The following is a 21,871-nucleotide window of genomic DNA, read 5'->3' as shown; positions in this document are numbered from 1 at the left end:
CCCATGCGGCGGGCGGGCTGCCCGCGACCTGGCCTTACGGTGCCGTGAGAGGGCGGGTGCAGGGGCGGGCGAACGGGATTCTGTGGATGAAGGTGTCGGCGCGGGTTGAGCCTGTGGACCATCCACGACCCCCGGACATCCGCCCCGCCCAGCACGCAAGCCGAGAACATCCGCCCGCCACAACCCGCAGGCCGAGACGCCGGTCCCGGCCGGCAAGAGGGTGCAGGATGAGATGTCAGCCGGACAGATCGCGCAGAGCCGTGTAGAAGGCGTGGTGGCGGGTCAGCTCGCGTTCGACGGGCTCCACGACCATCGTCGCCGACACGGCCGCGACCCGTCGCCTCATCTCGCGCTCGAGCCGTTCCCGCTCCTTCGACGCCCCCAGCTCCACGAAGTTGCGGGACGCGATGCCCGACAGCGCGCCCAGGCCCAGCACCGAAGCCATCATGAGCCCCACCCACGGCAGCGCCGCGCTGTCGCCCAGCAGCTCCAGCCCCGCCGGCAGCCGACCGGGCATGATCAGGCCGACCGCCAGCCAGGCCGCCCCGGCCAGGAATGCCGCCACCAGGAAGTATTGCCACACCTTGAGCAGCCGCCACCACCCCGGCACCCGGTCGAGCTGGGGCGCCACCTCCGTGAGGTCCTCGGTCAGGGCCTGTGGCAACTGGCCCGCGCGGGACCTGGCCGCCTGGTGCACCGCCGTACGCCACACCGGGTGCATGCCCATGGACAGCCCGTCGGCCAGCGCGTGCACGGCGTTGGCCACCTCGGCCGACTGGGCGCTGACCGAGCCCGCCGTGATGCCGCGGATCTCATCCCCCACGTCCTCAAGACGCAGGCTCTTCAACGGATCGGAGCGGAACTTGTCGAACCACCGTGGATACGGCCACCCGACCCACTGGCTGGACCGCTCCGCGTAGACGTTCTCCATGGCCTCGCCCACGGCCGGCACGCCCACCGCGTCGCACAACGCGTCGGTCAGCCCCATCCTGCGGGCCTCGTCGACCGACGACGGGGCGGTCAGGGACTCGCCCAGCGGCATGGCCTCGGCCAGACGCTGCTCCAGTCGGTGCAGGTCCGCCTCGAGCTTCTGGATGGCGGCACGCCGACGGGCGACGGCGGTCGCGATGACGCTCTTGAGGCTCTCGATGCCGCGCCCGCTGACCGACGAGGTGGGTACGACGCTCGGATGCTCGACGCCCTCACGGCGCAGCAGGTCGTTGAGATCGATGACCAGCTCGGCCAGCTCCTCGGTCGTGAGCCGGTCGGCCTGGTTGAGCGCGAACACCGTCACCGCGTCATGCCCTGCCAGCTCCGTCACGTAGCGCCGGTGCGTGGAGGCGTCGGCGTACTTCTGCGGGTCGAGCACCCACACCACGAGGTCCGCCAGCCCGATGAGCCGGTCGGCCTCGGTGTCGGTCAGTGCCCTGATCGAGTCGTGGTCGGGCAGGTCCAGCAGGATGAGTCCGTGGAGCTGGCTGTCGCCCTTGTCGAGCGCGCTGGCTCGGGAGAAGCGGTGCCGCCACTGGATCTGCAGCCAGTCGAGCAGTGGCGCCGCGCCCTCCAGTCCCCAGACGCAGGCGTGGGTGCGGGCCGTGGTCGGCCGGCGTACGCCGGTGGGCGACAGCTCCAGCCCGGAGATCGCGTTGAACAGCGACGACTTCCCGCTGCCCGTGCCGCCCGCGAGGGCGACGACGGTGTGCTCGGACGACAGCTTGAGGCGTTCTCCGGCCCGCTGCAGCAGCGCGTTGGTCTCGTTGAGCAGCTTCCTGTCGAGCCGCCCCGGGCCCAGCTCCACCACCTTGGTGAGCGCGGTCAGCCGCGCGGCGAGGCCCGGCCTGGTGGTCATCGTGGTCATCGAGCGACCTCAAGGTTGTACGTTGCCTGGTAAAGCCGAGTCGCGACGGACTCGTCGGGAATGCCCGCGGAATCGAGCGCCTGCGCGTAACGCAGCGCTTCCTGGTCGAACAGCATGCCGATCCTGGCCCGCAGGTCGCTCAGCGCCTTGGCGCCGATGCCGCGCAGCGACTCCGCGCCCAGCAGGGCGTTGACCAGCCGATGCGGCACTCCTTCGCCGTTGCTGCCGTGGAACATCGCGACCATGAAGATCAGTGACAGCGAGTCGGGATCGAACGACACCAGCTTCGACACCGACCGCTTGGCCACACCCTCCGTCCGCACCAGCTCGCTCAGGTGCTCCTGCCAGGACGCGATGGCCCGGCTGGTGTGCCGTACGAGATCGTCCGAAGGCCTGTCGAGGCCCTCGCCGAGCTTGGCCCCCAGCTCCGAGCGGTGCCGCCAGCGCGCGGCCACCTCCTCAGCGGCACGGTTGGCGGCGGCCACGATCACCGACTCCAGGCCGGTGCGGATCGCCGCCTTGAACGCCAGCACCCGTTCGGGTGCCTGCCTGGCGGCCCTGCCCCGCTTGCGCAGCCGCAGCGAGCGCATCAGATCGCCCGAGCCGGCGAAGTCCTGCCAGCGGGCCAGCACCTCGCCGTGCAGCAGCGAGCCGTTCTTCGACGCCTTGTCGATCGCGCTGAGCGCGCTGAAGAAAGCCGCCTCCACGTCGCTGCGCAGCTCGGTCCTGAACGCGGCCTGCGCCTCCAGATGCTTGGCCAGCGCCGGTACGCGGGTGCGGAAGCTGTCGAGCACGCCGTTGAGCGTCTCGCGTACGGCCTGGGCGCGCCGCTCTTCGTCCACCGACAGCTCGGCCAGCCACATTCGCAGGTCGGTGACCTCGCTGTCGGGCAACCTGCCGTCCTCGACCTTCGACTCGTGAATCACGAACCGGTCGATCTCGCCCAGGCCGTATTCGGTGAGCATCCGGACGAAATGCTTCAGCACCACGTCGGCGGACCTCTGCTGTACCCGCGACAACACGATGGCCAGGCGGGCGCCCCGCTCCTTGGCCAGCTTCAGCAGGTTCCAGGCGGGGGCGTCGGCGTATCGGGCCGCTGTGGTCACGAAGATCCACAGGTCGGCGGCGTCGAGCATGCGGTGCGCGACCTCGTGGTGCTCCTCGACCACCGAGTCGATGTCGGGGGTGTCGAGCAGCGCGACGCCCTGCGGGAGCTTCTCCGTCGCGACGATGACGATGCCGCGCATCCCCGAGTTCGGGGAGGGCTGGTCGAGCCGCTCCAGGTTGCCGAGCAGCTCGCCCCCCGTGAACCAGTCGCGGTCCTCGGGGTGGCAGACCAGCACGGGGGTGCCGGTGGTCGGGCGGCGTACGCCGGTGCGCGAGACGTTGCGTTCGGCGAGGGAGTTGATCAGGGTGGACTTGCCCGCGCCCGTCGAGCCCGCGACCACGATGAGGGCGGGGGCGGTGCTGGTCTTGACCCGGGGCAGCACGTAGTCCTCGAGCTGGGTCAGCAGGTCGGCCTGCGCCTGCCTGGCCTCCTCGGCGCCGGGCAGGTCCAGGCCGAAGCGGAGGTCGGCGACGCTTTCTCGCAACGTGCCGAGTGCCGCCGCGAGTGCCGCCGCGGCCTCTGCCGGCAACTCCTCGGTGCGGGTCGCCGAGGCCTCGCCAGAGCCTTCGTTCCCGTCGGATCCCAAGCTGCCGGCCTCAGGCTCATGGGCTTCGGGCTCGTGCGTTTCGGGCTCGTGCGTTTCGGGCCCGGGGGTTTCGGGCTCGTGCCTTTCGGGCTCGTGCGTTTCGGGCCCGGGGGTTTCGGGCTCGTGCCTTTCGGGCTCGTGCGTTTCGGGCTCGGGGGTTTCGGGCTCGTCGGCGCCGGGTCCCTCAGCGGGCGGATCGCCGGCGGGCGGCTGCTCTTCCGCTGCGACCGGCTCATCCTCGGGTGACGGCTGATCCTCGACATGCGACTCGTCAGCGTCGTGCAGGCCCTCAGCGTCCGATGCCTCAGCGTCCGGCGATGCCTTCGCGTCGGCCGTTTCCCCGGCAGACGGCTCCTGAGAGTGCGGCTCCTCGCCGGGCGCCTCCGCATCGCCTGGTGGCTCGTCAGACGGTCCCGCGTCCACCGGCTGCTCGGTGTTCAGCAGCTCGCCGTCCGATTGCTCGGCGGCCGGTGCGGTCGCCGGCTCGTCACGGGCGAGCGTCTCCTGCTCGGCGGAGGTCTCGCCGACGGCCGGGCCGTCGAGTGCGGCAGGTTTCACGAAGAGGGAGGGCCCACCGGACGGGGTCGAGTTGGCGGGTGCCTCGGGCTTCCTCGGCTCCGGGCGGGGCCCGGGAGCGACCGGCGCTTCAGGCTTGGAAGCGGCGGGCGTCTCGGGCTCGGAAGCGGCCAGCGTTTCAGGCTCGGAAGCGGACGGCGGCTCCGCTGTGGAACGCCCCGCGGAGGCGGGCGGCGGCTCCGGTGCGGAGCGGCCGGTGCCGGTGGCGGGTCGGCGGGGGGCGAAGAAGTTCACGGACTCGGCGGGCTTCTGGGCGCCGGAACGGTCGGCGACGGCCTCGCCCTGGGGGGACTCACCAGGCGCGCCCGCCTCCTGGGCCCGCGGCTCCTCGCGGCCGGCCCGCCCATCACCAGCCGACGGCCCCGGACGGCCAGCCCGCCCATCACCAGCCGACGGCCCCGGACGGCCAGCCCGCCCATCACCAGCCGACGGCTCGGCCCGGCCGGGCCGGCTGTCCTCGGGCGCCGGCTCCTCGCGCCCGGTCCGGCCGCCGGCCGGGTGTGGGGCCTCAGGCCGCGTGGCCTTGGCTCCGCCGGCCGGGGCGAAGGCGTCGAACGTGTCGTCGTCCCGCACTGGCCGGAAGCTCAATGTCTGCTCCCCCAGCGACTCCGGTCGTCCGTCATCCATGGCCGTGTTCACGGCAAGCGCTCCGCTCGAACCATCTCGACCTCCTGGCCGACCCTGACGACGTCGCCGACGATGACGATCGCCGGCGGCCGTATCCCAGCCGCGGACACGCGGTCGGCCACGGTGGAAAGCGAGGCGATAACCGCCCGCTGGGTCGGAAGGGTACCGTCCTGTACCACCATTACGGGAGTCTCCGGAGAACGTCCGTCGCGAACGAGTGCCTCAGCCACCTTCGCCAGCCGCTCGACCGCCATCATCAGCACCAGCGTGCCCTCGGAACGGGCCAGCGCGGGCCAGTCGACGGTCGACTTGGGGTCGTCCGGCGCCACGTGCACCGAGATGACGTGAAACTCCTGGCTGACCCCGCGATGCGTCACCGGCACCCCGGCCGCCGCGGGCACCGCCACGGCGCTGGTGATGCCGGGCACGACCAGCACGGGGATGCCGGCCCGGGCGCAGGCGATCATCTCCTCGCCGCCCCGCCCGAACACGAACGGGTCGCCGCCCTTGAGCCGGACCACGAACTTGCCCTGCCTGGCCCGGTCCACGAGCAGCTCGTTGATCGTCTCCTGAGACAGCGACCGGCCATAGGGCACCTTGGCGGCGTCGACCAGCTCGACGTCGGGCGCGAGCTCATCGAGCAGGGCGCGGGGGGCCAGCCGGTCCGCCACCACCACGTCGGCCTGTGCCAGGAGCTGCCGTCCCCGCACGGTGATCAGGCCGGGGTCGCCGGGCCCGCCGCCGACCAGGGCCACACCGACCGGTTTCGTACGGTTGCGCCGGGCCTCGACCGTGCCGTCACGCAGCGCCTCGACGACCGCGTCCCTGATGCCGGCGGCCCTGCGCGGGTCTCCGCCCGCGGTGACGGCCACGCTGATCTCGTCGACCCGCCCCGAGGCGGGCGTCCACGCGGCGGAGGCGTCCTTGTCGTCGGCCCGCACGCACCACACGCGCTTGGCCTCCGCCTCGGCGGCGACCGCGGTGTTGACGGATCTCTCGTCGGTGCAGGCCTGGACGAGCCAGGCCCCGTCGCAGTCGCCGACCTCGTAGGGCCGGGCGTGCCAGGTGACCCGCCCGGCGGCGATCAGGTCGTCGAGCGCCGGAGTCACGCTCGGCGACACGACGGTGACCTCCGCACCGGCCTCTAGCAGCGCGGGGACACGCCGCTGGGCGACGCGGCCGCCGCCCACGACGAGCACCCGGCGGCCGGAAAGCCGCAGGCCGAGGAGGTAGGGACCCATGAGGGGAATCTCCCATTCGCGAAGGTTGTGTTTAGGAGGTAAACCTACCGGCTCTCAATCCTTCATTTGCTGCGCCTGGGTTAACGACCATCGAGAAGTGGCCGTCGGGGATCCCAGCGAGGCCCGCCCTCATCGTCCTTCCGGCGTCTGGCCATCGCTGACAGTGCCTCAAGAATAACCCGGTTCCCAAGGTACGCGGTGATGTCCGCATGATCATACGGCGGCGCCACCTCCACCAGCTCCATCCCCGCCACAGGAAGCTCGTAGCAGATTCTGCGCACCGCGTCGAGGAGCTGCCGGGCCGTGAGTCCACCCGGCTCGGGCGTGCCGGTGCCGGGCGCGTGGCCGGGGTCGCAGACGTCGATGTCGACGGACAGGAAGACCTGGTCGCATTCGTCGAGCGCGATCTGGAACGACTCCGTCAGCACCTCGTCGAGCCCGCGCGCGACGACCTCGGTCATCTCGTACGAGCGCATGTTCCGCCGCGCCATCCATTCGAGCGTCGCGGGCTCGGGCCAGTAGCCGCGCAGCCCGATCTGCAGGAACCGGTCGCCGCGGATGGCGCCCGACTCGATGAGCCGCCGCATCGGCTGGCCGTGGCCGTACAGGTGGTGGCCGAAGGTGTGGTCGCCCGTGTCGGCGTGCGCGTCGAAGTGGATCATCGAGGTGCGGCCCGGCGCGTGAGCCCTGGCCGTGCCGCGCGCGTCAGGGAGCGCGATGGTGTGGTCACCGCCCAGCACCAGCGGGATCGCGCCCGAGGAGGCGACGCGGTGCACGGCCTCCTCGATCGCCGTCAGTGAGCCCTCGACGTCGCCCGAATAGCACTCCACGTCACCGGCGTCGAGGACGCGCAGGTCCTTCAGCGCGTCCACGCGCAGCGCCAGGCTCGGCCTGGACCCGTCGTGGGGCAGGTAGCACGCCTGACGCAACGCGTTCGGGCCGAACCTGGCGCCGGGCCGGTTGGAGGTGCCGCCGTCGAACGGAGCCCCGATGATCACCACATCGGCGCCCTCGTAGCTCGCTGGGTCGCCGACATTGCAGCGGTCCACGCCCAAGAACGTGACATCCGGGCCATACATCGCGCCATAACGGGACAAACCCGACCTCCATCACTCCGGCTTCTCGGTCACTCCTGCCGAGTCGAACGTGGCCACATCGTGCATCACCCGCACGGCCGCGCACACCATCGGATGGGCGAGCAGCCCGCCGGTGCCCTCGCCGAGCCGCATCTCCAGGTCCACCAGGGGGCGCAGCCCGAGGTGGGTGAGCGCGGCGGCATGACCGGGCTCGGCCGAGCGATGCCCGGCGACGCAGTGGTCGGGCGCGGCCGGGTCCAGCGCGGCGGCCACGAGGGCGGCGGCGCCGGCGATGACGCCGTCCAGGATCACCGGGACGCGCGCCGCCGCGCCGCCCAGGATGAAACCCGCGAGGGCGGCGTGCTCGTAGCCGCCGACGGCGGCCAGCGCGCGCAGCGCCTCGCTCGCGGAGGACACGTCGGCCGGTAGCCCGTTCATCCGCAGGGAGTCGCGGACGACGGCCACCTTGCGGGCGTGCGTCTCGTCATCGATCCCGGTGCCCCTGCCGGTCACCTCGGCCGCGTCCTTGCCGGTGAAGACGGCGATCAGGGCGGCGGAGGCGGTGGTGTTGGCGATGCCCATGTCGCCGGTGATCAGGCAGCGCGCCCCCGAGGCCACCAGGTCACGGGCCACCGTGATCCCGGCCTCCAGCCCTCGGACGGCCTGGTCGACGGTCATGGCGGGCCCCTGCGACAGGTCGGCGGTGCCGTACCCGATCTTGTGCTTGACCAGGCCGGGCGCGTCGGGCAGGTCGGCGGCGACGCCGACGTCGACCACGGTCACGGTCACGCCGGCCTGCGCGGCGAAAGCGTTGGCGACCGCGCCGCCGGCCAGGAAGTTGGCCACCATCTGCACCGTGACCTCCTGCGGCCACGGGGTGACGCCGCGGGCGTGTACGCCGTGGTCGGCCGCGAAGATGGCCAGCGCCGCGGGAGCGGGCATCGGCGGCGGGCAGAGGCCCGCAGCGCCCGCGAGGCGGATCGCGAGCTCCTCGAGGGCGCCGAGTGAGCCTCGGGGCTTGGTGAGGCGATCCTGGTGAGCACGCGCCTCGGCGACCGCCACCGGATCGGCGGGGCGGATCGCGGCGAGCGTCTCAGCGAGCATGGCGTACCTCCACTGACATGCCTTCGGGGTGGGAAGGCTGAGGGGATGAGGTCGGAAGGCCTACGGAACGAACTGGAGCGCTTCCTCGTATCGGTCGATCACGACGTCAGCCAGGGTCTCGCAGTCGCCGATCACCTCGGCGCAGCGGATGTCGAGATCGGGATGTCCCGCGCCGTAGGCCAGCGCCTGCGCCCACACGCGCTCCAGCATGCCGCCCGCGAACAGCAGGTAGGGCACCACGATCACCCGCTTGGCCCCCAGGCGGCGGCAGCGCTCCAGCCCGCCGGGCACCCCCGGAGGAGTGACCGACACGAACGCGGTCTCCACGGTCATGAAGTCGTAGGCGTGCATCTCCCAGAACAACCTGGACACCCGGTGGACCTCGGCGTTGGCGGACGCGTCCGTCGAGCCCTCGCCCACCAGGACGACAGCGGTCTCGCCCGGCTCCACGTGCAGGGACTCCTCGAGCAGGGTGTCGACGGCACGCAGCCGGGGCCGGGCGCCCACGAGCTCGAGCGGGCGCGCCGGCTTGGAGATCTCGGCGGCGGCCTCGTTGAGCCGCTCGGCCAGCAGCGCGAGGACCCGGGGGTCGGGCCCGAGCGGGCGGCCGTAGTCGTACATCAGCGTCGGGTGCCGCTTCTGCTCCAGCTCCATGGCGGCGCTGAAGTCGTCGCTGACCCGGCTGAGGCTCAGCGGCAGCGCCACGAGGCGGTGATGCCCCCTGGCGACCAGGGAGGCGACGGAATCACTCAGCCGCGGCGTGGCCCGCTCCAGATAGCCGCCAGAGACATCGGCGGCCAAATGGTCAAGGCGGCAGCGGAGACGGTGGACGAACCTACCGAACTCCGCAGCGTAGGCGTCATCGTGCGAGCCCTGCCCGATCAGCAGGAGCGGCGGCTTCATCGTGAGGGAATCTCCATTGCGGGGGACAAAGTCACGAGAGGATAACCGATAGGCCCCGGTACGGAACAGGTCACGCTGCGTGCAATGGCGTCGCATGCACCACGAACACGGGGTCCGCGGTGGTCAAACGGTGCGAGCCGTCGGGGTTGAGCGTCAGCTTCGAGGCCAGGATCTGGGTGCCCTCGCCGCGGTAGCCCTGCTCGCGCAGCCGCTCCAGCACGGCCGAGACCTGCTCGATCTTGTTGAGCGCGCACACCAGCGAGCGCGGGCGGCGCGCCGCGCAGGCCACGACCACGTCCGGCCCGCCGCCACCCACGAACACCGCGTCCGGGTCGGGCAGCGGCTCCAGCGCCGGCGGCGCCTGTCCCCTGGTCAAGGCCACCTTCACACCGTGCTCGAGCACGTTGGCGCGCAACTTGGCGCACAGAGACTCCTCGCGCTCGACGGCCACGACGGCCGCGCCCATCCTGGCGCATTCCACGGCGATCTCGCCGACGCCGGCGCCCACGTCCCACACCAGGTCACCGAGCCGGGGGCCCAGCTTGGCCAGGATGTACGCCCGCGCCTCCGCCGGGATCCTACTCTCGAACGGCAGCGCCCACTCGGCGGGACCCGGCTGCGCCCCCGCCACCCAGCTGTGCTCCTTGGGCTGGTGCAGCGGGTCGATGACGAGCACCACGTCGGGATCCTTCCACGGCCGGGTCGTGGCCTCGCCCATGCGGCTGTGCGTGACCCGCTCGTCGGGGCCGCCGAGATCCTCGCAGACGATCAGCGCGCGGGGCGTGGTGGGGGCCAGTTCCCTGGCGATCTCACCGGGGCCCACGCCCGGCGCGACGAGCAAGGCGACCTTGGGATGGGCGCGACAGGCGTTCACCGCGCGGTTGAGCTGGTGCGGGCCGGCCGGGGCGACGACGAGCGCGTCCTCCCAGTTGAGCCCGGCGCAGGCGAAAGCCCGCGTGACCAGCGATTTCGCGGGCAGCACCTCGGGTTTGATGCCGTGCGCCCGCAGCGTGCGCACGACGCCGAAGAAGCCGGGATCGCCCTCCGCGATCACGACGGCGGGCCCTTCGCCCTGTTCGAGGTGGTCGTCGAGTGTCTGGAGCAGCGACTCGTCGGCCGCGGTCTGCGCCGTCAGCGTGAGCTGCCCGACGATGGCGTCGGGTCCCACAACGAGCCTCGCCTCGTGCAGCCGGTCCACCGCCTTGGCCGACAGCTCGGATCCGTCCCAGCCGACAACCGTGATCATGGCGCCTCACTCTCCTCCACCTCAAGGGTGACGGTTGCGGACGGGTTTCACAAAGGGTGCAAGGGTCAGTCCGGTATGCCCCCGGGCCAGGTCGGAGCGGCGAGCTTGGGGCGGAGAGCGGTAGCTTGCGTAACCAGCGGAGCCCCGTGCGAGCGCGACCATAAACACAGAGCGGCGAGCCGGGGCGGAGAGCGGCCGCTCGCCCTAGACGAGATCGGAGGGGACGAGGCTGAAGACGACGAGGTCCTCGCCGGCGAGGCTGGCGCGGGCGACGCCCTCGCGGGTGAACCCCGCCTTCTCGGCCACCCGCTGGGACTCCGGGTTGCCGACGGCCGCGCGCAGCTGGAGCCGGTGGAAGCCGTGGCTCTCGAACAGCCAGCGCGCGACCGCCAGCACGGCCTCGCCGGCGTAGCCGCGGCCGCGTGCCCATGGGGCCGTCATATAGCCGACCTCGGCTGTCCGGTTCGTCCAATCGATGTCCCTGAGGTCCACGTTGACGGCGAACCGGCCGGTCTCCGGATGTACGGCCGCCCAGCCGATGCCCGCGCCCCGCAGCCGGAGCCGCTCGACGCTCTCGATGAACGTCCGCGCGTGCTCCTCGGTGTAGCCGCGCGGCACTCCCGTCCTGGCCTGGGTGAGCGGGTCCGCCGCGGTGGCGGCCAGGTCGGGCACGTCGGCGGGCGCGAGCGGGCGCAGCAGCAGACGCTGGGTATGCAGCTCCGCCCGGGGCAGCGTGGGAGCCGGGCGGCGGCCGTCGCCGCGCAGCAGGCCGAACACGACCAGATCATGCTGGCCGTCGTCGTCGATGACCGCGGAACGCAGCACGCCTTCCCAGGTGAAGCCCGCTTTCTGGGCGACGCGCAGCGAGGCGGCGTTGTCCAGGTTGGCCGTCAGGTCGATCCTGCGCAGCTCGGTGGCCTCGAACACCCACTCGACCAGCCCGCGCACCGCCTCGGTGGCGAGGCCGCGGCCCCGGTAGAGGGGGTGCACGCCGTACCCGACCTCGGTCGTGCCCGCGCTCCACGAGGTCTTGAACAGGCTGATGGCGCCCACCACGACCCCGTCGACGTCCGTCATGGCCAGATGGACGCCCTGACCTGACTTGCGGAGCTCGTGCACGCCGTGCGCCAGCCATGGGGCGACGCCGGAGACATGGGAGGGAGCGCCGGGCGGGAGGAACCGCACGCCGGACTCCACGATCGACCGGATCCGGGCGGCGTCCTGAGGGCCGAACGGCCGCAGTGTGAGCCGGGCCGTCACGATGCTGACGTCGGGATCGAACACGGTCGGCAGGGTACACACTCGCGATGTTTGCCCACGAAAGCGGGGGTAGGGGCGCAGTTGAGAGGAGTGAGGGAACGATGGAGCAACGTGGGAGCGACAAGCACGGCCCCCGTCTGGACGACCAGCAGAAGCAGGAGACCAAGGGCATGGTCCGCGGCGGCGGCACGACGCACGCCGAGGAATGGAAGGAGCCCGAGGACATGCCGGCGCCCGGTGAGAGGTCGGAGCAGTCGTACCCGCCCGGTCACGAGCCCGGCACCCCCGAGGGAATCACCCAGCGGGGCGTCGACGTCCGTAGCGACCTGGCCAAGTGGCTCAGCGACTGCAAGTGGCCCGCGTCGAAGGACGACCTGGTGAGCCATGCGGAGCGTGCGGGCGCGCCGGACCGGGTGGCGGACATGGTCGGGTCCCTCCCCGATCGCCGGTACGCCAACGTGGCCGAGGTGGCGAAGGCACTTGGGCTCGGCGTGGAAAAGCGGAGGTGGTGACTGGTGCGGCTCGACTTCATCCGACCGCTGTACGAGAGGCGTGGCCCCTACGCGTCCGTGTACCTGGGCGCGCTCACCGGCGCCGAGCGGGAAAAGCAGTGGCGCGCCATGCGCGACCAGCTCGACGGGGCCGACTCGGCGACGCTGGACGCGCTGGAGCCCGAGGCGAAGGAGGCCGCGGCCGGGCGGGCTCTGTTCGCCACGCATGGTGAGGTGGCGCTGGCCGAGTCGCTGTTGCGGGCGCCGTACGAGCTGGCCGTGTGGTCGCCGCTGCCGCACGTCACGCCCATGCTCATGCAGCGGGGTGAAAACGTGCCGCACCTTCGCGTGATCGTGGACCACGCGGGCGCCGAGGTGACGGTGTTCGGGGGCGGGTCGCCGCGCCGGACCATCGTCGAGGCCGAGGAGTGGCCGCTGCAGAAGACCGCGCAGGGCGGCTGGTCGCAGAAGCGGTACGAGCGGGCGGTCGACGAGACGTGGGAGAAGAACGCGGTGGCCGTCGCGCACGAGATCGACGAGCAGGTACGCCGGATCGGCGCGGACCTGATCCTGGTGGCCGGCGAGCCGAAGTCGCGCTCGTACCTGCTGCATCATCTCGGCACCAAGTCCGCCGACCGCGTCTTGATGGTCGAGCACGGCAGCCGCGCCGACCACGGCCAGTTCGAGAAGGACGTGGAGAAGGCCCTCGACGACTGGCTCGACCGCAGGCGGGCCGAGCTGCTCGAACGCCATCAGGAGGCGTCGGGCCCGGTCGGTGTGTCCCGCGTCGCGCACGCCCTGCGCGAGGGCCGGGTGCACGCGGTACTCTCGCCAGGCGAGCTGCCAAAGCCCGTCTGGATCGGTGAGGGCGGCACCCAGCTCGCCACCGACCCGGAGGAGCTGCGCCGCTGGGGTGTGGACGACCCGGTCCGGGAGCGCGCGGACTCGGCGCTGGCCAGGGCGGCGGCGATGACGGACGCCGAATTGTGGTTCACCGACGACGTCAAGGACGTGGCGGCCGTACTCAGGTACTGATGATCACTTCCAGCGTTCGGGGGCCGTGCACGCCCTCGACCCGGTTGAGCTCGATGTCGCTGGTGGCCGACGGGCCGCTGATCCAGGTCAGCGGGCGTGCCGGGTCGAGCCTGGCGATGGCCTCGGGGACGCCGGAGACGATCTGGTCGGCCCTGACCACGCACAGGTGATAGTCGGGGACCAGCGTCTGCGCCCTGGTCCCCTGGCCGGGGCCGTGGTCGAGGACGATCGTGCCGGTCTCGGCGATTGCCACGGCGCAGCTGGTCACCACGCCGTCGGCGGTGTTGAGATCCTCCCACCCGTCGCCGCCTGGCCTGATCATGCGCCGCCCGGCGACGATTTCGTCGATCTTGGCGGGCACCTCCGCCGCGGGCAGGACGTGCACAATCGCCCGGTAGTCGTCCACGCGCTCGGCGAACAGGCCGACGAGGTCCTCCACCTGCTGCGTCGTACGGTAGCCGCGGGGAATCTCGACGTCCTGCGCCCCGGCGACGGCTCTGCCGATCCTGGCGAGAATCTCGTCACGCGCGCTCATTCCGCTCCCACCAGTCTCTGAAGGATTCTTCCGGGATGTCGGGGATGTCCCTGGTGTCGGTCCACGCCGACAGCGGGCCCGGCAGCCGTTTCGGCACGAGCTTGCGCAGCCGGGTGGCCACCCGCTGGGCCTTGGCCAGCCGGGTGTGGTCGTTGAAGATCCAGCCGGCGACCTTCATGCCGGCCCGCTCGGCCGCCGCGTGCGGGGCCTTGGCCCGCAGGTCCACCAGGACCTCCGGGATGTCGATGGCGACCGGGCAGACCTCATAGCAGGCGCCGCACAGGCTGGAGGCGTACGGCAGCGAGGCGTCCAGGTCCGAGCCCATGCCACGCAGCTGCGGCGTGAGGATCGCGCCGATCGGGCCCGGATAGACTGAGCCGTACGCGTGACCGCCCGCCCGCTCGTAGACCGGGCACACGTTCAGGCAGGCCGAGCAGCGGATGCAGCGCAGCGCCTGGCGGCCGACCTCGTCGGCGAGCACGTCGGTGCGGCCGTTGTCGAGCAGCACCAGATGGAAGTCCTGGCCCTCCACCGCCCCTGTCCACATGCTCGTATAGGGATTCATCCGCTCGCCTGTGGAGCTGCGCGGAAGGAGCTGGAGGAACACCTCCAGGTCCCGCCAGGAGGGCAGGAGCTTCTCGATCCCGACCACGCTGATGAGCGTCCGCGGAAGGGTCAGGCACATGCGGCCGTTGCCCTCGGACTCCAGCACCACCAGCGTGCCGGTCTCGGCGACCATGAAGTTGGCGCCGGAGATCGCGACCTTGCTCTTGAGGAACCGTTCGCGCAGGTGGAGCCGGGCGGCTTCGGCCAGGGCGGGCGGGTCGTCGGTCAGGTTGTCCGGGACCTTGGGCATCTTCTCCAGGAAGATCTCCCGGATCTCCGAGCGGTTGCGGTGAATGGCGGGGACCAGGATGTGGCTGGGGAAGTCGTCGCCGAGCTGCACGATCAGCTCCGCCAGGTCCGTCTCGTACGCGGTGATGCCCTCCGCGGCGAGCGCGTCGTTGAGGTTGATCTCCTGGGTGGCCATGGACTTGACCTTGACCACCTCGGTCTCGCCCGTGGCCTTGACCAGGTCCGCGACGATGCGGTTGGCTTCGGCCGCGTCCCTGGCCCAGTGGACCGTGCCGCCCGCCCTGGTGACGGCCTCCTCCATCTGGACCAGGTAGCGGTCGAGGTTGCGGAGCGTGTGGTCCTTGATCGCCTTGCCGGCCGCGCGCAGCTCCTGCCAGTCGGGCAGCTCGCCGACGACGCTCGCCCGCTTGCCGCGAATGGTGTGGGTGGCTTTGCGGAGATTGAAGCGGAGCTGAGAGTTCTGTACAGCTTTTTCAGCGTTTTTTGGGAAATTTCCGGGCATCCCGAGGAATGTCGCACTCACTGGGCCTCCTCCGTCGACGCGAGGATCTCGGCCAGGTGCATCGTCCTGACCCCGGTTTTCTGGCGGCTCAGCGTGCCGCCGATGTGCATCAGGCACGAGTTGTCCGCCGCGCACAACACCTCGGCGCCGGTGTCCAGGATGCTGCGGGTCTTGTCGGCGCCCATCGCGGCGGAGACGGCCGGATTCTTCACCGCGAACGTGCCGCCGAAACCGCAGCACTCCTCGGCCTCGGGCAGCGGCACCAGCTCCAGGCCCCGGACGTGCTGGAGCAGCCGGGTCGGCCGGTCACCGAGGCGCAGTCCGCGCAGCGAATGGCACGTCGGGTGATATGTCACCCGGTGCGGGAAATATGCGCCGACGTCCTCGACCTTCAGCACATCGATCAGGAACTCGGACAGCTCATACACCTTGGGCACGACCTCGGCGATCGCCGCCGCCCCCTTGCTGCCCGGGCGCGCCAGCTTCGGGTACTGCTCGCGAACCATGGCCGCGCACGAGCCCGACGGCGCGACGACGGCGTCGTACCCGGCGAAGACTTCGGTGAAGTGCCGCGCCAGCCGCACGCCCTCCGTGCGGTAGCCCGTGTTGACGTGCATCTGGCCGCAGCACGTCTGGGCGGCGGGGAAGTCCACGTCGCAGCCGAGCCTGCGCAGCAGCGACACCACCGCCTTTCCGGTGCCGGGGAAGAGCGTGTCGTTCACGCACGTGATGAACAGGGCGACTCGCACGGCTCTCCTTCCAAGGTATGGTCTGACCACAGTATGGTCCGACCATATCAGGAGGCTCTTGTGGAGGGCTGGCGTCCGGTCAAGCGCACGCGGACGTTCGAGGACGTGCTCGCGCAGATCGAGCGGCGCATCGCCGAGGACGGCCTGACGGCCGGCGACCGCCTGCCCGCCGAGCGCCAGCTCGCCGAGCAGCTCGGCGTCAGCCGCTCGTCGGTACGGGAGGCCATGCGCGTGCTGGAGACGCTCGGCGTCGTGTCCTCGCAGGTGGGCCGAGGCCCGGACGCGGGCGCGGTGCTGATCTCGCGCCCGGACTCGGCGCTGACGGACCTGCTCAGGTTGCATCTGGGGCTGGCGAGCCTGGAGCTGCGCGAGGTGATCGACACCCGGCACATGATCGAGCAGTGGGCGGCCTCCCGCGCCGCCGCGGCGCGGGCCGACACCTCGGCGCTCGCCGCCGCGCTTTCCGGGATGGACGAGGCGCGGACGGCGGAGGAGTTCGTGGAGCACGACACGGCCTTCCACTGTGCGATCGCGGACGCGTCGGGCAACCGGCTCATCGCCGCCATCATGCGCTCGCTCCGCGACTCGATGCGGAGGTATGCGGTCGAAGCGGTCGAGCGGCTGGGCGACACGTCGATCCTGCGCGCCGACCACGTACGTATCCTGGAGGCCATCGAACGGGGAGAGGCGGACGAAGCGGCCCGAGCCGTCTCCGAGCACCTGGCGCACGCGTACCCGTCGCTGTTCTCGAGCGGCCATTGATCGTCATTCCGCATGTTGACCAGCCCTGTTGGAGGGCACGGCGCAGGCCACCCGCGCCTGGCGGCGGTCAGCTGGTGCGGCCGAGCGGTGTGGAGCCTGGGGCTGGATGGGACTCGTGGGAGAACGTGCGGATGGTGGCGAGCGGAGAGCGGGCGCCACGCTGCAGCCGGGTCAGCTCCCGCACGGTGCACGCGCACAACACGGCCGCCACAGCCGCGCACCCCAGCTCCAGCACCCCCACCCCTGTCAGATCCCCGGCGGACGCGTCGAGCGGCAGCCGGACGGTGATCAGCGCGAGCATCGCCAGCCAGCTCACCCACCACGCCGCGAGCAGCGACAACCATCGCCCTCGCTGCCCCGCGGGCGGCCTCGCGCCCCGCCACACCTCGTCGACCAGGATCACGGGAGCGAACAGATTCATGCCGGGGATCAGCCACGCGGCCGCGACCGGACCTGTCGGGGCGGAGCGGTCGTTGGCCTGCCTGGCCCGCACCAGCCACGTCACGTAGGCGGCGCCCGCCGCGATCGACGTGCCCGCAACCAGCATCATCAGCAGCGCGAACACCGTCACGGCGCCCACGACCGCCTCCGCGTCGGCCCCATGCGGCCGCCCGCCGAACTCGGCGAGCTGGGCGGCCAGCCGGTGCCCGCGGGCGTGTTCGAAGACCACGAGAGCGGCGAGGGAGAGGACCTGCGCGGCGAGCGTCACGTATACGGCAGAGGCGGCTCTCGTAGGCGATGCCTGGGTGTAGCGCACGATGTTCTCCCCCCGGGCCATGCGCTGAGGTTCTCATTCACTTCTATCCCGGGAGCCCCGTCGTTAATCAGCTCACCACGCCGGATTCCCACGCCCAAGCTGCGATTCCCACCCGATTTCTGACACCGAGCTTGGCCTGGATGTTTCCCAGATGCGTCTTGACCGTCGACAGGGACACGAACAGCTCCGCGGCCACCTCCTGGTTGGTGCGTCCCCTGGCCACCAGCCGCACGACGTCCAGCTCGCGGTCGGTCAGCGGGTCGTTCGCCGGGAGCATGGCGCGCCGGGGCTGGGTCAGATGCTGCAGCAGCCGTACCGTCACCGACGGCGACACCAGCGCGTCGCCCGCCGCGGCCGCCCTGACCGCCTCGATCAGCAGCGTGGGCCCGCTGTCCTTGAGCAGGAACCCGGTCGCGCCCGAGCGCAACGCCCCGTACACGTACTCGTCCAGATCGAACGTCGTGACGATGACCACCCGCAGCGGATTGTCCACCCCTGGACCGGCCAGGATCCTGGTCACCTCGATCCCGTCGAGCTTGGGCATCCTGATGTCGAGCAGGCACACGTCCGGCCGCAGCCGTCTCGCCTCGGCGACGGCCTCGGCTCCGTCGGCCACCGCCGCGACCACCTCCATGTCGGATTGAGCGTCCAAAATCATCTGGAAGCCCGTGCGTACCAGTTGCTGATCGTCGGCGATGAGAACCCGAATAGTCACGCCCCAACTCTAGAGATCAGCCGTTCGGCCGATGGCGGTATGGACGCACGGCCGATCCCCCGCCCCCCGGCCCGCCGGGACCCTGTACGTCATGAACGATGTGCTTGTTGGACGAGCCCTGACCAAACGGTTCGGGCAGACGGTCGCCCTGGGCGGCGTAGACATCACGGTGCGGGCCGGTGAAGCCGTGGCGATCATGGGGCCGAGCGGTTCCGGCAAGTCGACCCTGCTCCACTGCCTGGCCGGGATCATGAAGCCGGACGCGGGCGAGGTGCAGCTGCTGGGGCAGCGCATCGACGCGATGGGCGAGCGGAAACGCAGCGCGCTGCGCCGTACTCGCTTCGGTTTCGTCTTCCAGTTCGGCCAGCTCCTGCCCGAGCTGCCCGCCGAGGAGAACGTGGCGCTCCCGCTCATGCTGGGCGGCGTGCCCAGGGCTCAGGCGGTACGGCAGGCGCGCGCCTGGTTCGCGCCGCTCGGCCTGCACACGATGGAGTCCAGGCGCCCGGGCGAGCTGTCGGGCGGCCAGGCGCAGCGGGTGGCGATCGCCAGGGCGCTGGTGAGCAGGCCGGCCGTGGTGTTCGCCGACGAGCCCACGGGTGCGCTCGACCAGCAGACCGGGCAGGACACGATGCGCCTGCTGGTCGAGGCCACGAAGCACAACGACGCCTCGCTGATCGTGGTCACCCACGACCCGAACGTGGCCGCCTGGTGCGACCGCACGGTCGAGGTCCGCGACGGCCTGCTCCTGGCGACCGGAGCACGCGCATGACCCGCGTACCGCACGGGGCGCGAGCGGCGGGCGGGAGAGCCGCGTGAACCTCGAGCTGACCTGGCGGCTGCTCAAAGGCGGCGGCCGCAGGGGCCTGCTGGGCACCTGGCTCACGCTGGGCGCGGTCGCGGTGTCCACGGCGTTGCTGCTGTTCGCCGTGGCCGCGAACTCCGCCTTCGACGCCAGGGCCGAACGCGGCGCCTGGCGCAACCCGGTCCCCGCCGCGTCGGGCGCGGTCGCGATCGAGGCGTCGCGCTTCGACTACGTGCGTGACCAGGTGATCACCGTGGTCGGCCTGGCCGCCTTGAAACCAGGTGTGCCCGCTCCGCCCGGAATGCCGCGTTTCCCGCAACCGGGCGAGGTGTGGCTGTCGCCCGCACTCGCCGAGCTGGCCAGGCAGCTCCCCGCCGACCAGCTCGCCAAGCGTTACCCGGACCCGCGCGGGATCCTCGGGGACGAGGCGCTGGTCCACCCGGACGAGCTGGTCGCGGTCGTCGGCCACGCGCCGGACGCGCTGGAGATGACCGCGCCCCGCAGCGATGACTGGATCATCGCCAAGCCGCCGACCAGGGTGTCGAGCCTGGCTGGCACACCGAGCGAGGACGCTGAGGCGTACAAGGCGCTCGCGCTCGTCGCGAGCGTGCTCATGGTGGTGCCGCTGCTGGTGTTCGGCGGCGCCGCGGCCAGGCTCACGGTGGCCAGGCGCGACCAGCGCCTCGCCGCGCTCAGGCTGGTCGGCGCGACGCCGGGGCAGGTCGTGGCGATGACGGTGGCCGAGGCGATGATCGTGGCGCTGGCCGGCGCCCTCGCGGGCGCCGCGGCCTTCGCCCTGGCCGTGCCGTTGCTGGCCGGGATCGAGATGCAGGGCGGGCCGTGGTTCGCCGGCGACCTGTTCCCGAGCCCGCTCGTCCTCGCCGGGGTGCTGGTCGCGGTGCCGCTGCTGGTGGGGTTGTCGGCGGTGGCCGGGCTGCGCCGGGTCGTGGTGAGCCCGCTCGGTGTGGCCAAGCGGGAGACGCCGCCCGCCCTGCGGTTCGTACGGGTGCTCGTCCTGCTCGTGGTGCTGGCCGTCTTCCCGATGCTGACCAGGGGCACCAGTGTCGCGATCGTCGCCGTGGCGCTCGCCCTGGCGTTCCTGTGCGTCAACCTGGTCGGCCCGTGGGTGGTGGGCCTGATCGGCAGGATCACGGCGGGCACCGCACGCGGCCCGGCCCGGCTGCTGGCCGGCCGGAGGCTGGTGGACGACCCGCGCTCGGCCTGGCGCACGGTGAGCGGCGTCGCGCTGACCGGTTTCGTGGCGGGCTTCCTCGGCCTGCTCAGCCCGGACGCGTTCACCGGGGATGCCGCCGCGCCTCCCCAGCTGCGCGTCACGGCGCCCGCCGGGCGGGTGGAGCAGGTGACCGAGCAGGCGCGCGAGCGGCTGGCGGCGGCGAAGGTGCCGGCCACCGTGCAGGCGTCGAAGCAGACCGTGGTCGCCGCCCTGGGCAGCTCCGCGGACGCGACAACGGTGGACCGGGCGCGCACCGCGCTCGCCGGGCTCGTCCCCGGCCGCACGCCCACGACGGAGACGGACGACCAGCGGTTCGGCATCGGCATCCTGGCCGACGTCCGCGTGGGCACGATCGTCGTGCTGTCGGTGTCGTTCCTGGTGGCCATCGCCAGCGCGGGCATCACGGCCGCGTCGTCGATCCTGGACCGGCGGCAGACGTACGGGCTGTTGCGGCTGGCCGGCACGCCGCTGGAGGTGCTCGACCGGGCCCGGCGCGCGGAGACGCTCATCCCGCTGGCCGTGATGGGCGGCGGGGCGATCCTGGTGGGGGCGTTCTGCGCCACGCCGTTCATGATGGGCCAGGTCAGCACGGTCGGGGTGATCACGCTGGTGACGTGCGTCGTCGCCGGGTTCGCCGGGGTGGTCGGGGCGGGGGCCATGAGCAGGCCGCTGCTCAGATCGGTCACCGCCGACCCGGCTCCGCGCCCCGACTGACCCCGGACCCCACGCCCCGGCCTCGCCCAGGACTGACGCGGTGCTACCCCAGGACGAGGTCGCGGATCAGCTTCAGCGAGTGCTCGTCGCGCGGTCCCATCACCAGCAGGCTCGTGACCGGGCTCTTGCGCCACGACTCGAGGCGTTCCTTGATCCGGCCGGGCGGGCCGACGAGCGAGATGCCGTCGGCCAGCTCGTCCGGGATCGCCCGGAACGCCTCGTCCTTCCGCCCGGCCAGGTAGAGCGCCTGGATGTGCTCGGCGGCCTCGGCGTAGCCCATCCTGCCGATGATGTCGGCGTGGAAGTTGCGCTGCTTGGCGCCCATGCCGCCGATGTACAGCGTGAGCATCAGCTTCACGCCGTCCAGCGCCGACCGCACGTCGTCGGAGACGATCACCATCACCATGGCGGCCACGTCGAAGCCCTCGGAGGCCCCCGCCAGCGACTCCCCGTACATTTCCTCGATCTTGGCGGGGAACGCGAACAGCGGCAGCCAGCCCTGGGCCACCTCGGCGGCCAGGGCGACGTTCTTCGGGCCCTCCGCCCCGAGATAGACGGGGATGTCCGAGCGGAGCGGATGCGTGATGAGCTTGAGCGGTTTGCCCAGGCCGCCCGCCAGCGGCAGCGGGTAATGCGGGCCTTCGCTCGTCACGGGCTCCTCGCGGCGCCACACCTTGCGCATGATCTCGACGTACTCACGCGTCCTGGCCAGGGGCTTGGCGAACGGCTGCCCGTACCAGCCCTCCACGACCTGCGGGCCCGAGGCGCCCACGCCGAGCAGCAGGCGGCCGCCGGTGAGGTGGTCGAGGGTCATCGCGGTCATCGCCGTCGTCACGGGCGGTCTGGCCGAGAGCTGCGCGACCGACGTGCCGAGCTTGATGCGGCTGGTACGCGCTCCGTACCAGGCCAGCGGCGTGAACGCGTCGCTCCCGTACGCCTCCGCCGTCCACACCGAGTCGTAGCCGAGCCGCTCGGCCGCGAGCACTGTCTCGGTCGCGTCGTCGGCGTGGCGTTGCCAGTAACCCAACTGGAGCCCGAGCTTCATAGGACACCTCCGGAATTAAGTTCTATTACGGCTGTGGCGGGCGCGGGTGTCAATGGAGGATCTTCCGGGGAAGTCACACTCCGTGGTCAA

At 71.7% G+C, this 21,871-nt stretch carries 19 protein-coding genes; 5 read left to right on the top strand and 14 right to left on the bottom strand.

Going from position 1 to position 21,871, the window contains the following annotated elements; genetic code table 11:
- Positions 1 to 235 precede the first annotated feature (235 nt).
- From OHA25_RS25555 to OHA25_RS25520, 8 genes are all read right to left on the bottom strand, one after another.
- A complete protein-coding gene (locus OHA25_RS25555) occupies positions 236 to 1,858 on the bottom strand; it encodes a GTP-binding protein (protein WP_327590033.1) in 1,623 nt (540 codons plus the stop codon).
- On the bottom strand, positions 1,855 to 4,767 hold the full coding sequence (locus OHA25_RS25550; RefSeq protein WP_327590032.1) for a dynamin family protein: 2,913 nt from the start codon (positions 4,765 to 4,767) through the stop codon (positions 1,855 to 1,857). The genes OHA25_RS25555 and OHA25_RS25550 overlap by 4 nt, the downstream gene beginning before the upstream one ends.
- Positions 4,764 to 5,996 carry a uroporphyrinogen-III C-methyltransferase gene (gene cobA, locus OHA25_RS25545; RefSeq protein WP_305915217.1) on the bottom strand — a complete coding sequence of 411 codons (1,233 nt, stop codon included), beginning with the start codon at positions 5,994 to 5,996 and terminating at the stop codon, positions 4,764 to 4,766. The genes OHA25_RS25550 and cobA overlap by 4 nt, the downstream gene beginning before the upstream one ends.
- Before the next feature lie 80 nt (positions 5,997 to 6,076).
- On the bottom strand, positions 6,077 to 7,045 hold the full coding sequence (speB, locus tag OHA25_RS25540) for an agmatinase (RefSeq protein WP_327590031.1): 969 nt from the start codon (positions 7,043 to 7,045) through the stop codon (positions 6,077 to 6,079).
- Between the two features lie 60 nt (positions 7,046 to 7,105).
- Positions 7,106 to 8,176, bottom strand: a complete 1,071-nt coding sequence (cobT, locus tag OHA25_RS25535; protein ID WP_327590030.1) for a nicotinate-nucleotide--dimethylbenzimidazole phosphoribosyltransferase — start codon at positions 8,174 to 8,176, stop codon at positions 7,106 to 7,108.
- A 60-nt stretch (positions 8,177 to 8,236) separates the two neighbouring features.
- Positions 8,237 to 9,079, bottom strand: a complete 843-nt coding sequence (locus OHA25_RS25530) for a sirohydrochlorin chelatase (protein ID WP_327590029.1) — start codon at positions 9,077 to 9,079, stop codon at positions 8,237 to 8,239.
- 70 nt (positions 9,080 to 9,149) lie between these two features.
- Complete coding sequence (locus tag OHA25_RS25525) at positions 9,150 to 10,325, bottom strand: bifunctional cobalt-precorrin-7 (C(5))-methyltransferase/cobalt-precorrin-6B (C(15))-methyltransferase (protein WP_305915221.1); 1,176 nt, start codon at positions 10,323 to 10,325, stop codon at positions 9,150 to 9,152.
- A gap of 204 nt (positions 10,326 to 10,529) precedes the next feature.
- Positions 10,530 to 11,609: a GNAT family N-acetyltransferase gene (locus tag OHA25_RS25520; protein ID WP_327590028.1), complete on the bottom strand. Its 1,080-nt coding sequence runs from the start codon at positions 11,607 to 11,609 to the stop codon at positions 10,530 to 10,532.
- 77 nt (positions 11,610 to 11,686) lie between these two features.
- Here OHA25_RS25520 and OHA25_RS25515 point away from each other — a divergent pair, with 77 nt between their 5' ends.
- Positions 11,687 to 12,097 carry a DUF2795 domain-containing protein gene (locus tag OHA25_RS25515; RefSeq protein WP_327590027.1) on the top strand — a complete coding sequence of 137 codons (411 nt, stop codon included), beginning with the start codon at positions 11,687 to 11,689 and terminating at the stop codon, positions 12,095 to 12,097.
- A 3-nt stretch (positions 12,098 to 12,100) separates the two neighbouring features.
- Positions 12,101 to 13,111, top strand: coding sequence for a baeRF2 domain-containing protein (locus OHA25_RS25510; protein ID WP_327590026.1), 1,011 nt, complete (start codon positions 12,101 to 12,103; stop codon positions 13,109 to 13,111).
- On the opposite strand, the gene OHA25_RS25505 is transcribed toward OHA25_RS25510, so the two are convergent.
- The 3 genes from OHA25_RS25505 to OHA25_RS25495 are packed head-to-tail and all read right to left on the bottom strand — an operon-like array spanning position 13,101 to position 15,752.
- Positions 13,101 to 13,646: a LutC/YkgG family protein gene (locus OHA25_RS25505; protein WP_327590025.1), complete on the bottom strand. Its 546-nt coding sequence runs from the start codon at positions 13,644 to 13,646 to the stop codon at positions 13,101 to 13,103. The genes OHA25_RS25510 and OHA25_RS25505 overlap by 11 nt on opposite strands.
- A complete protein-coding gene (locus tag OHA25_RS25500) occupies positions 13,633 to 15,024 on the bottom strand; it encodes a lactate utilization protein B (protein ID WP_327590024.1) in 1,392 nt (463 codons plus the stop codon). Before OHA25_RS25500 ends, OHA25_RS25505 begins: the two co-directional genes overlap by 14 nt.
- Entirely contained in the window at positions 15,021 to 15,752 is a 732-nt protein-coding gene (locus OHA25_RS25495) for a (Fe-S)-binding protein (protein ID WP_327590023.1), read from the bottom strand. Before OHA25_RS25495 ends, OHA25_RS25500 begins: the two co-directional genes overlap by 4 nt.
- A gap of 60 nt (positions 15,753 to 15,812) precedes the next feature.
- On the opposite strand from OHA25_RS25495, the gene OHA25_RS25490 reads away from it, so the two are divergent.
- Entirely contained in the window at positions 15,813 to 16,514 is a 702-nt protein-coding gene (locus OHA25_RS25490) for a FadR/GntR family transcriptional regulator (protein ID WP_327590022.1), read from the top strand.
- A gap of 67 nt (positions 16,515 to 16,581) precedes the next feature.
- Here the strand turns inward: OHA25_RS25490 and OHA25_RS25485 are convergent, their stop codons facing one another.
- Both OHA25_RS25485 and OHA25_RS25480 read right to left on the bottom strand, forming a co-directional pair.
- The gene (locus OHA25_RS25485) at positions 16,582 to 17,292 is read right to left on the bottom strand and encodes a DUF4328 domain-containing protein (protein ID WP_327590021.1); all 711 of its coding nucleotides are present in this window, start codon (positions 17,290 to 17,292) and stop codon (positions 16,582 to 16,584) included.
- 46 nt (positions 17,293 to 17,338) lie between these two features.
- The gene (locus OHA25_RS25480) at positions 17,339 to 17,986 is read right to left on the bottom strand and encodes a response regulator transcription factor (protein WP_327590020.1); all 648 of its coding nucleotides are present in this window, start codon (positions 17,984 to 17,986) and stop codon (positions 17,339 to 17,341) included.
- 91 nt (positions 17,987 to 18,077) lie between these two features.
- On the opposite strand from OHA25_RS25480, the gene OHA25_RS25475 reads away from it, so the two are divergent.
- Both OHA25_RS25475 and OHA25_RS25470 read left to right on the top strand, forming a co-directional pair.
- A complete protein-coding gene (locus OHA25_RS25475) occupies positions 18,078 to 18,755 on the top strand; it encodes an ABC transporter ATP-binding protein (RefSeq protein WP_327590019.1) in 678 nt (225 codons plus the stop codon).
- Positions 18,756 to 18,798: 43 nt separating this feature from the next.
- Positions 18,799 to 20,736, top strand: coding sequence for an FtsX-like permease family protein (locus OHA25_RS25470; RefSeq protein WP_327590018.1), 1,938 nt, complete (start codon positions 18,799 to 18,801; stop codon positions 20,734 to 20,736).
- Positions 20,737 to 20,779: 43 nt separating this feature from the next.
- Here the strand turns inward: OHA25_RS25470 and OHA25_RS25465 are convergent, their stop codons facing one another.
- Positions 20,780 to 21,781 carry an LLM class F420-dependent oxidoreductase gene (locus OHA25_RS25465; protein ID WP_327590017.1) on the bottom strand — a complete coding sequence of 334 codons (1,002 nt, stop codon included), beginning with the start codon at positions 21,779 to 21,781 and terminating at the stop codon, positions 20,780 to 20,782.
- Positions 21,782 to 21,871: the final 90 nt, after the last annotated feature.

Source organism: Nonomuraea sp. NBC_00507 (assembly GCF_036013525.1).
Lineage (GTDB): Bacteria > Actinomycetota > Actinomycetes > Streptosporangiales > Streptosporangiaceae > Nonomuraea.
Note: the sequence above shows the minus strand (reverse complement) of the source record. Positions and strands in the feature narration are given on the sequence as shown.

Coding starts and splice junctions, on each gene's coding strand:
- cobT (WP_327590030.1), bottom strand. CDS start 8,176: ATGCTCGCTGAGACGCTCGCCGCGATCCGCCCCGCCGATCCGGTGGCG.
- OHA25_RS25485 (WP_327590021.1), bottom strand. CDS start 17,292: ATGGCCCGGGGGGAGAACATCGTGCGCTACACCCAGGCATCGCCTACG.
- OHA25_RS25465 (WP_327590017.1), bottom strand. CDS start 21,781: ATGAAGCTCGGGCTCCAGTTGGGTTACTGGCAACGCCACGCCGACGAC.
- OHA25_RS25555 (WP_327590033.1), bottom strand. CDS start 1,858: ATGACCACGATGACCACCAGGCCGGGCCTCGCCGCGCGGCTGACCGCG.
- OHA25_RS25515 (WP_327590027.1), top strand. CDS start 11,687: ATGGAGCAACGTGGGAGCGACAAGCACGGCCCCCGTCTGGACGACCAG.
- OHA25_RS25525 (WP_305915221.1), bottom strand. CDS start 10,325: ATGATCACGGTTGTCGGCTGGGACGGATCCGAGCTGTCGGCCAAGGCG.
- OHA25_RS25530 (WP_327590029.1), bottom strand. CDS start 9,079: ATGAAGCCGCCGCTCCTGCTGATCGGGCAGGGCTCGCACGATGACGCC.
- cobA (WP_305915217.1), bottom strand. CDS start 5,996: ATGGGTCCCTACCTCCTCGGCCTGCGGCTTTCCGGCCGCCGGGTGCTC.
- OHA25_RS25475 (WP_327590019.1), top strand. CDS start 18,078: ATGAACGATGTGCTTGTTGGACGAGCCCTGACCAAACGGTTCGGGCAG.
- OHA25_RS25505 (WP_327590025.1), bottom strand. CDS start 13,646: ATGAGCGCGCGTGACGAGATTCTCGCCAGGATCGGCAGAGCCGTCGCC.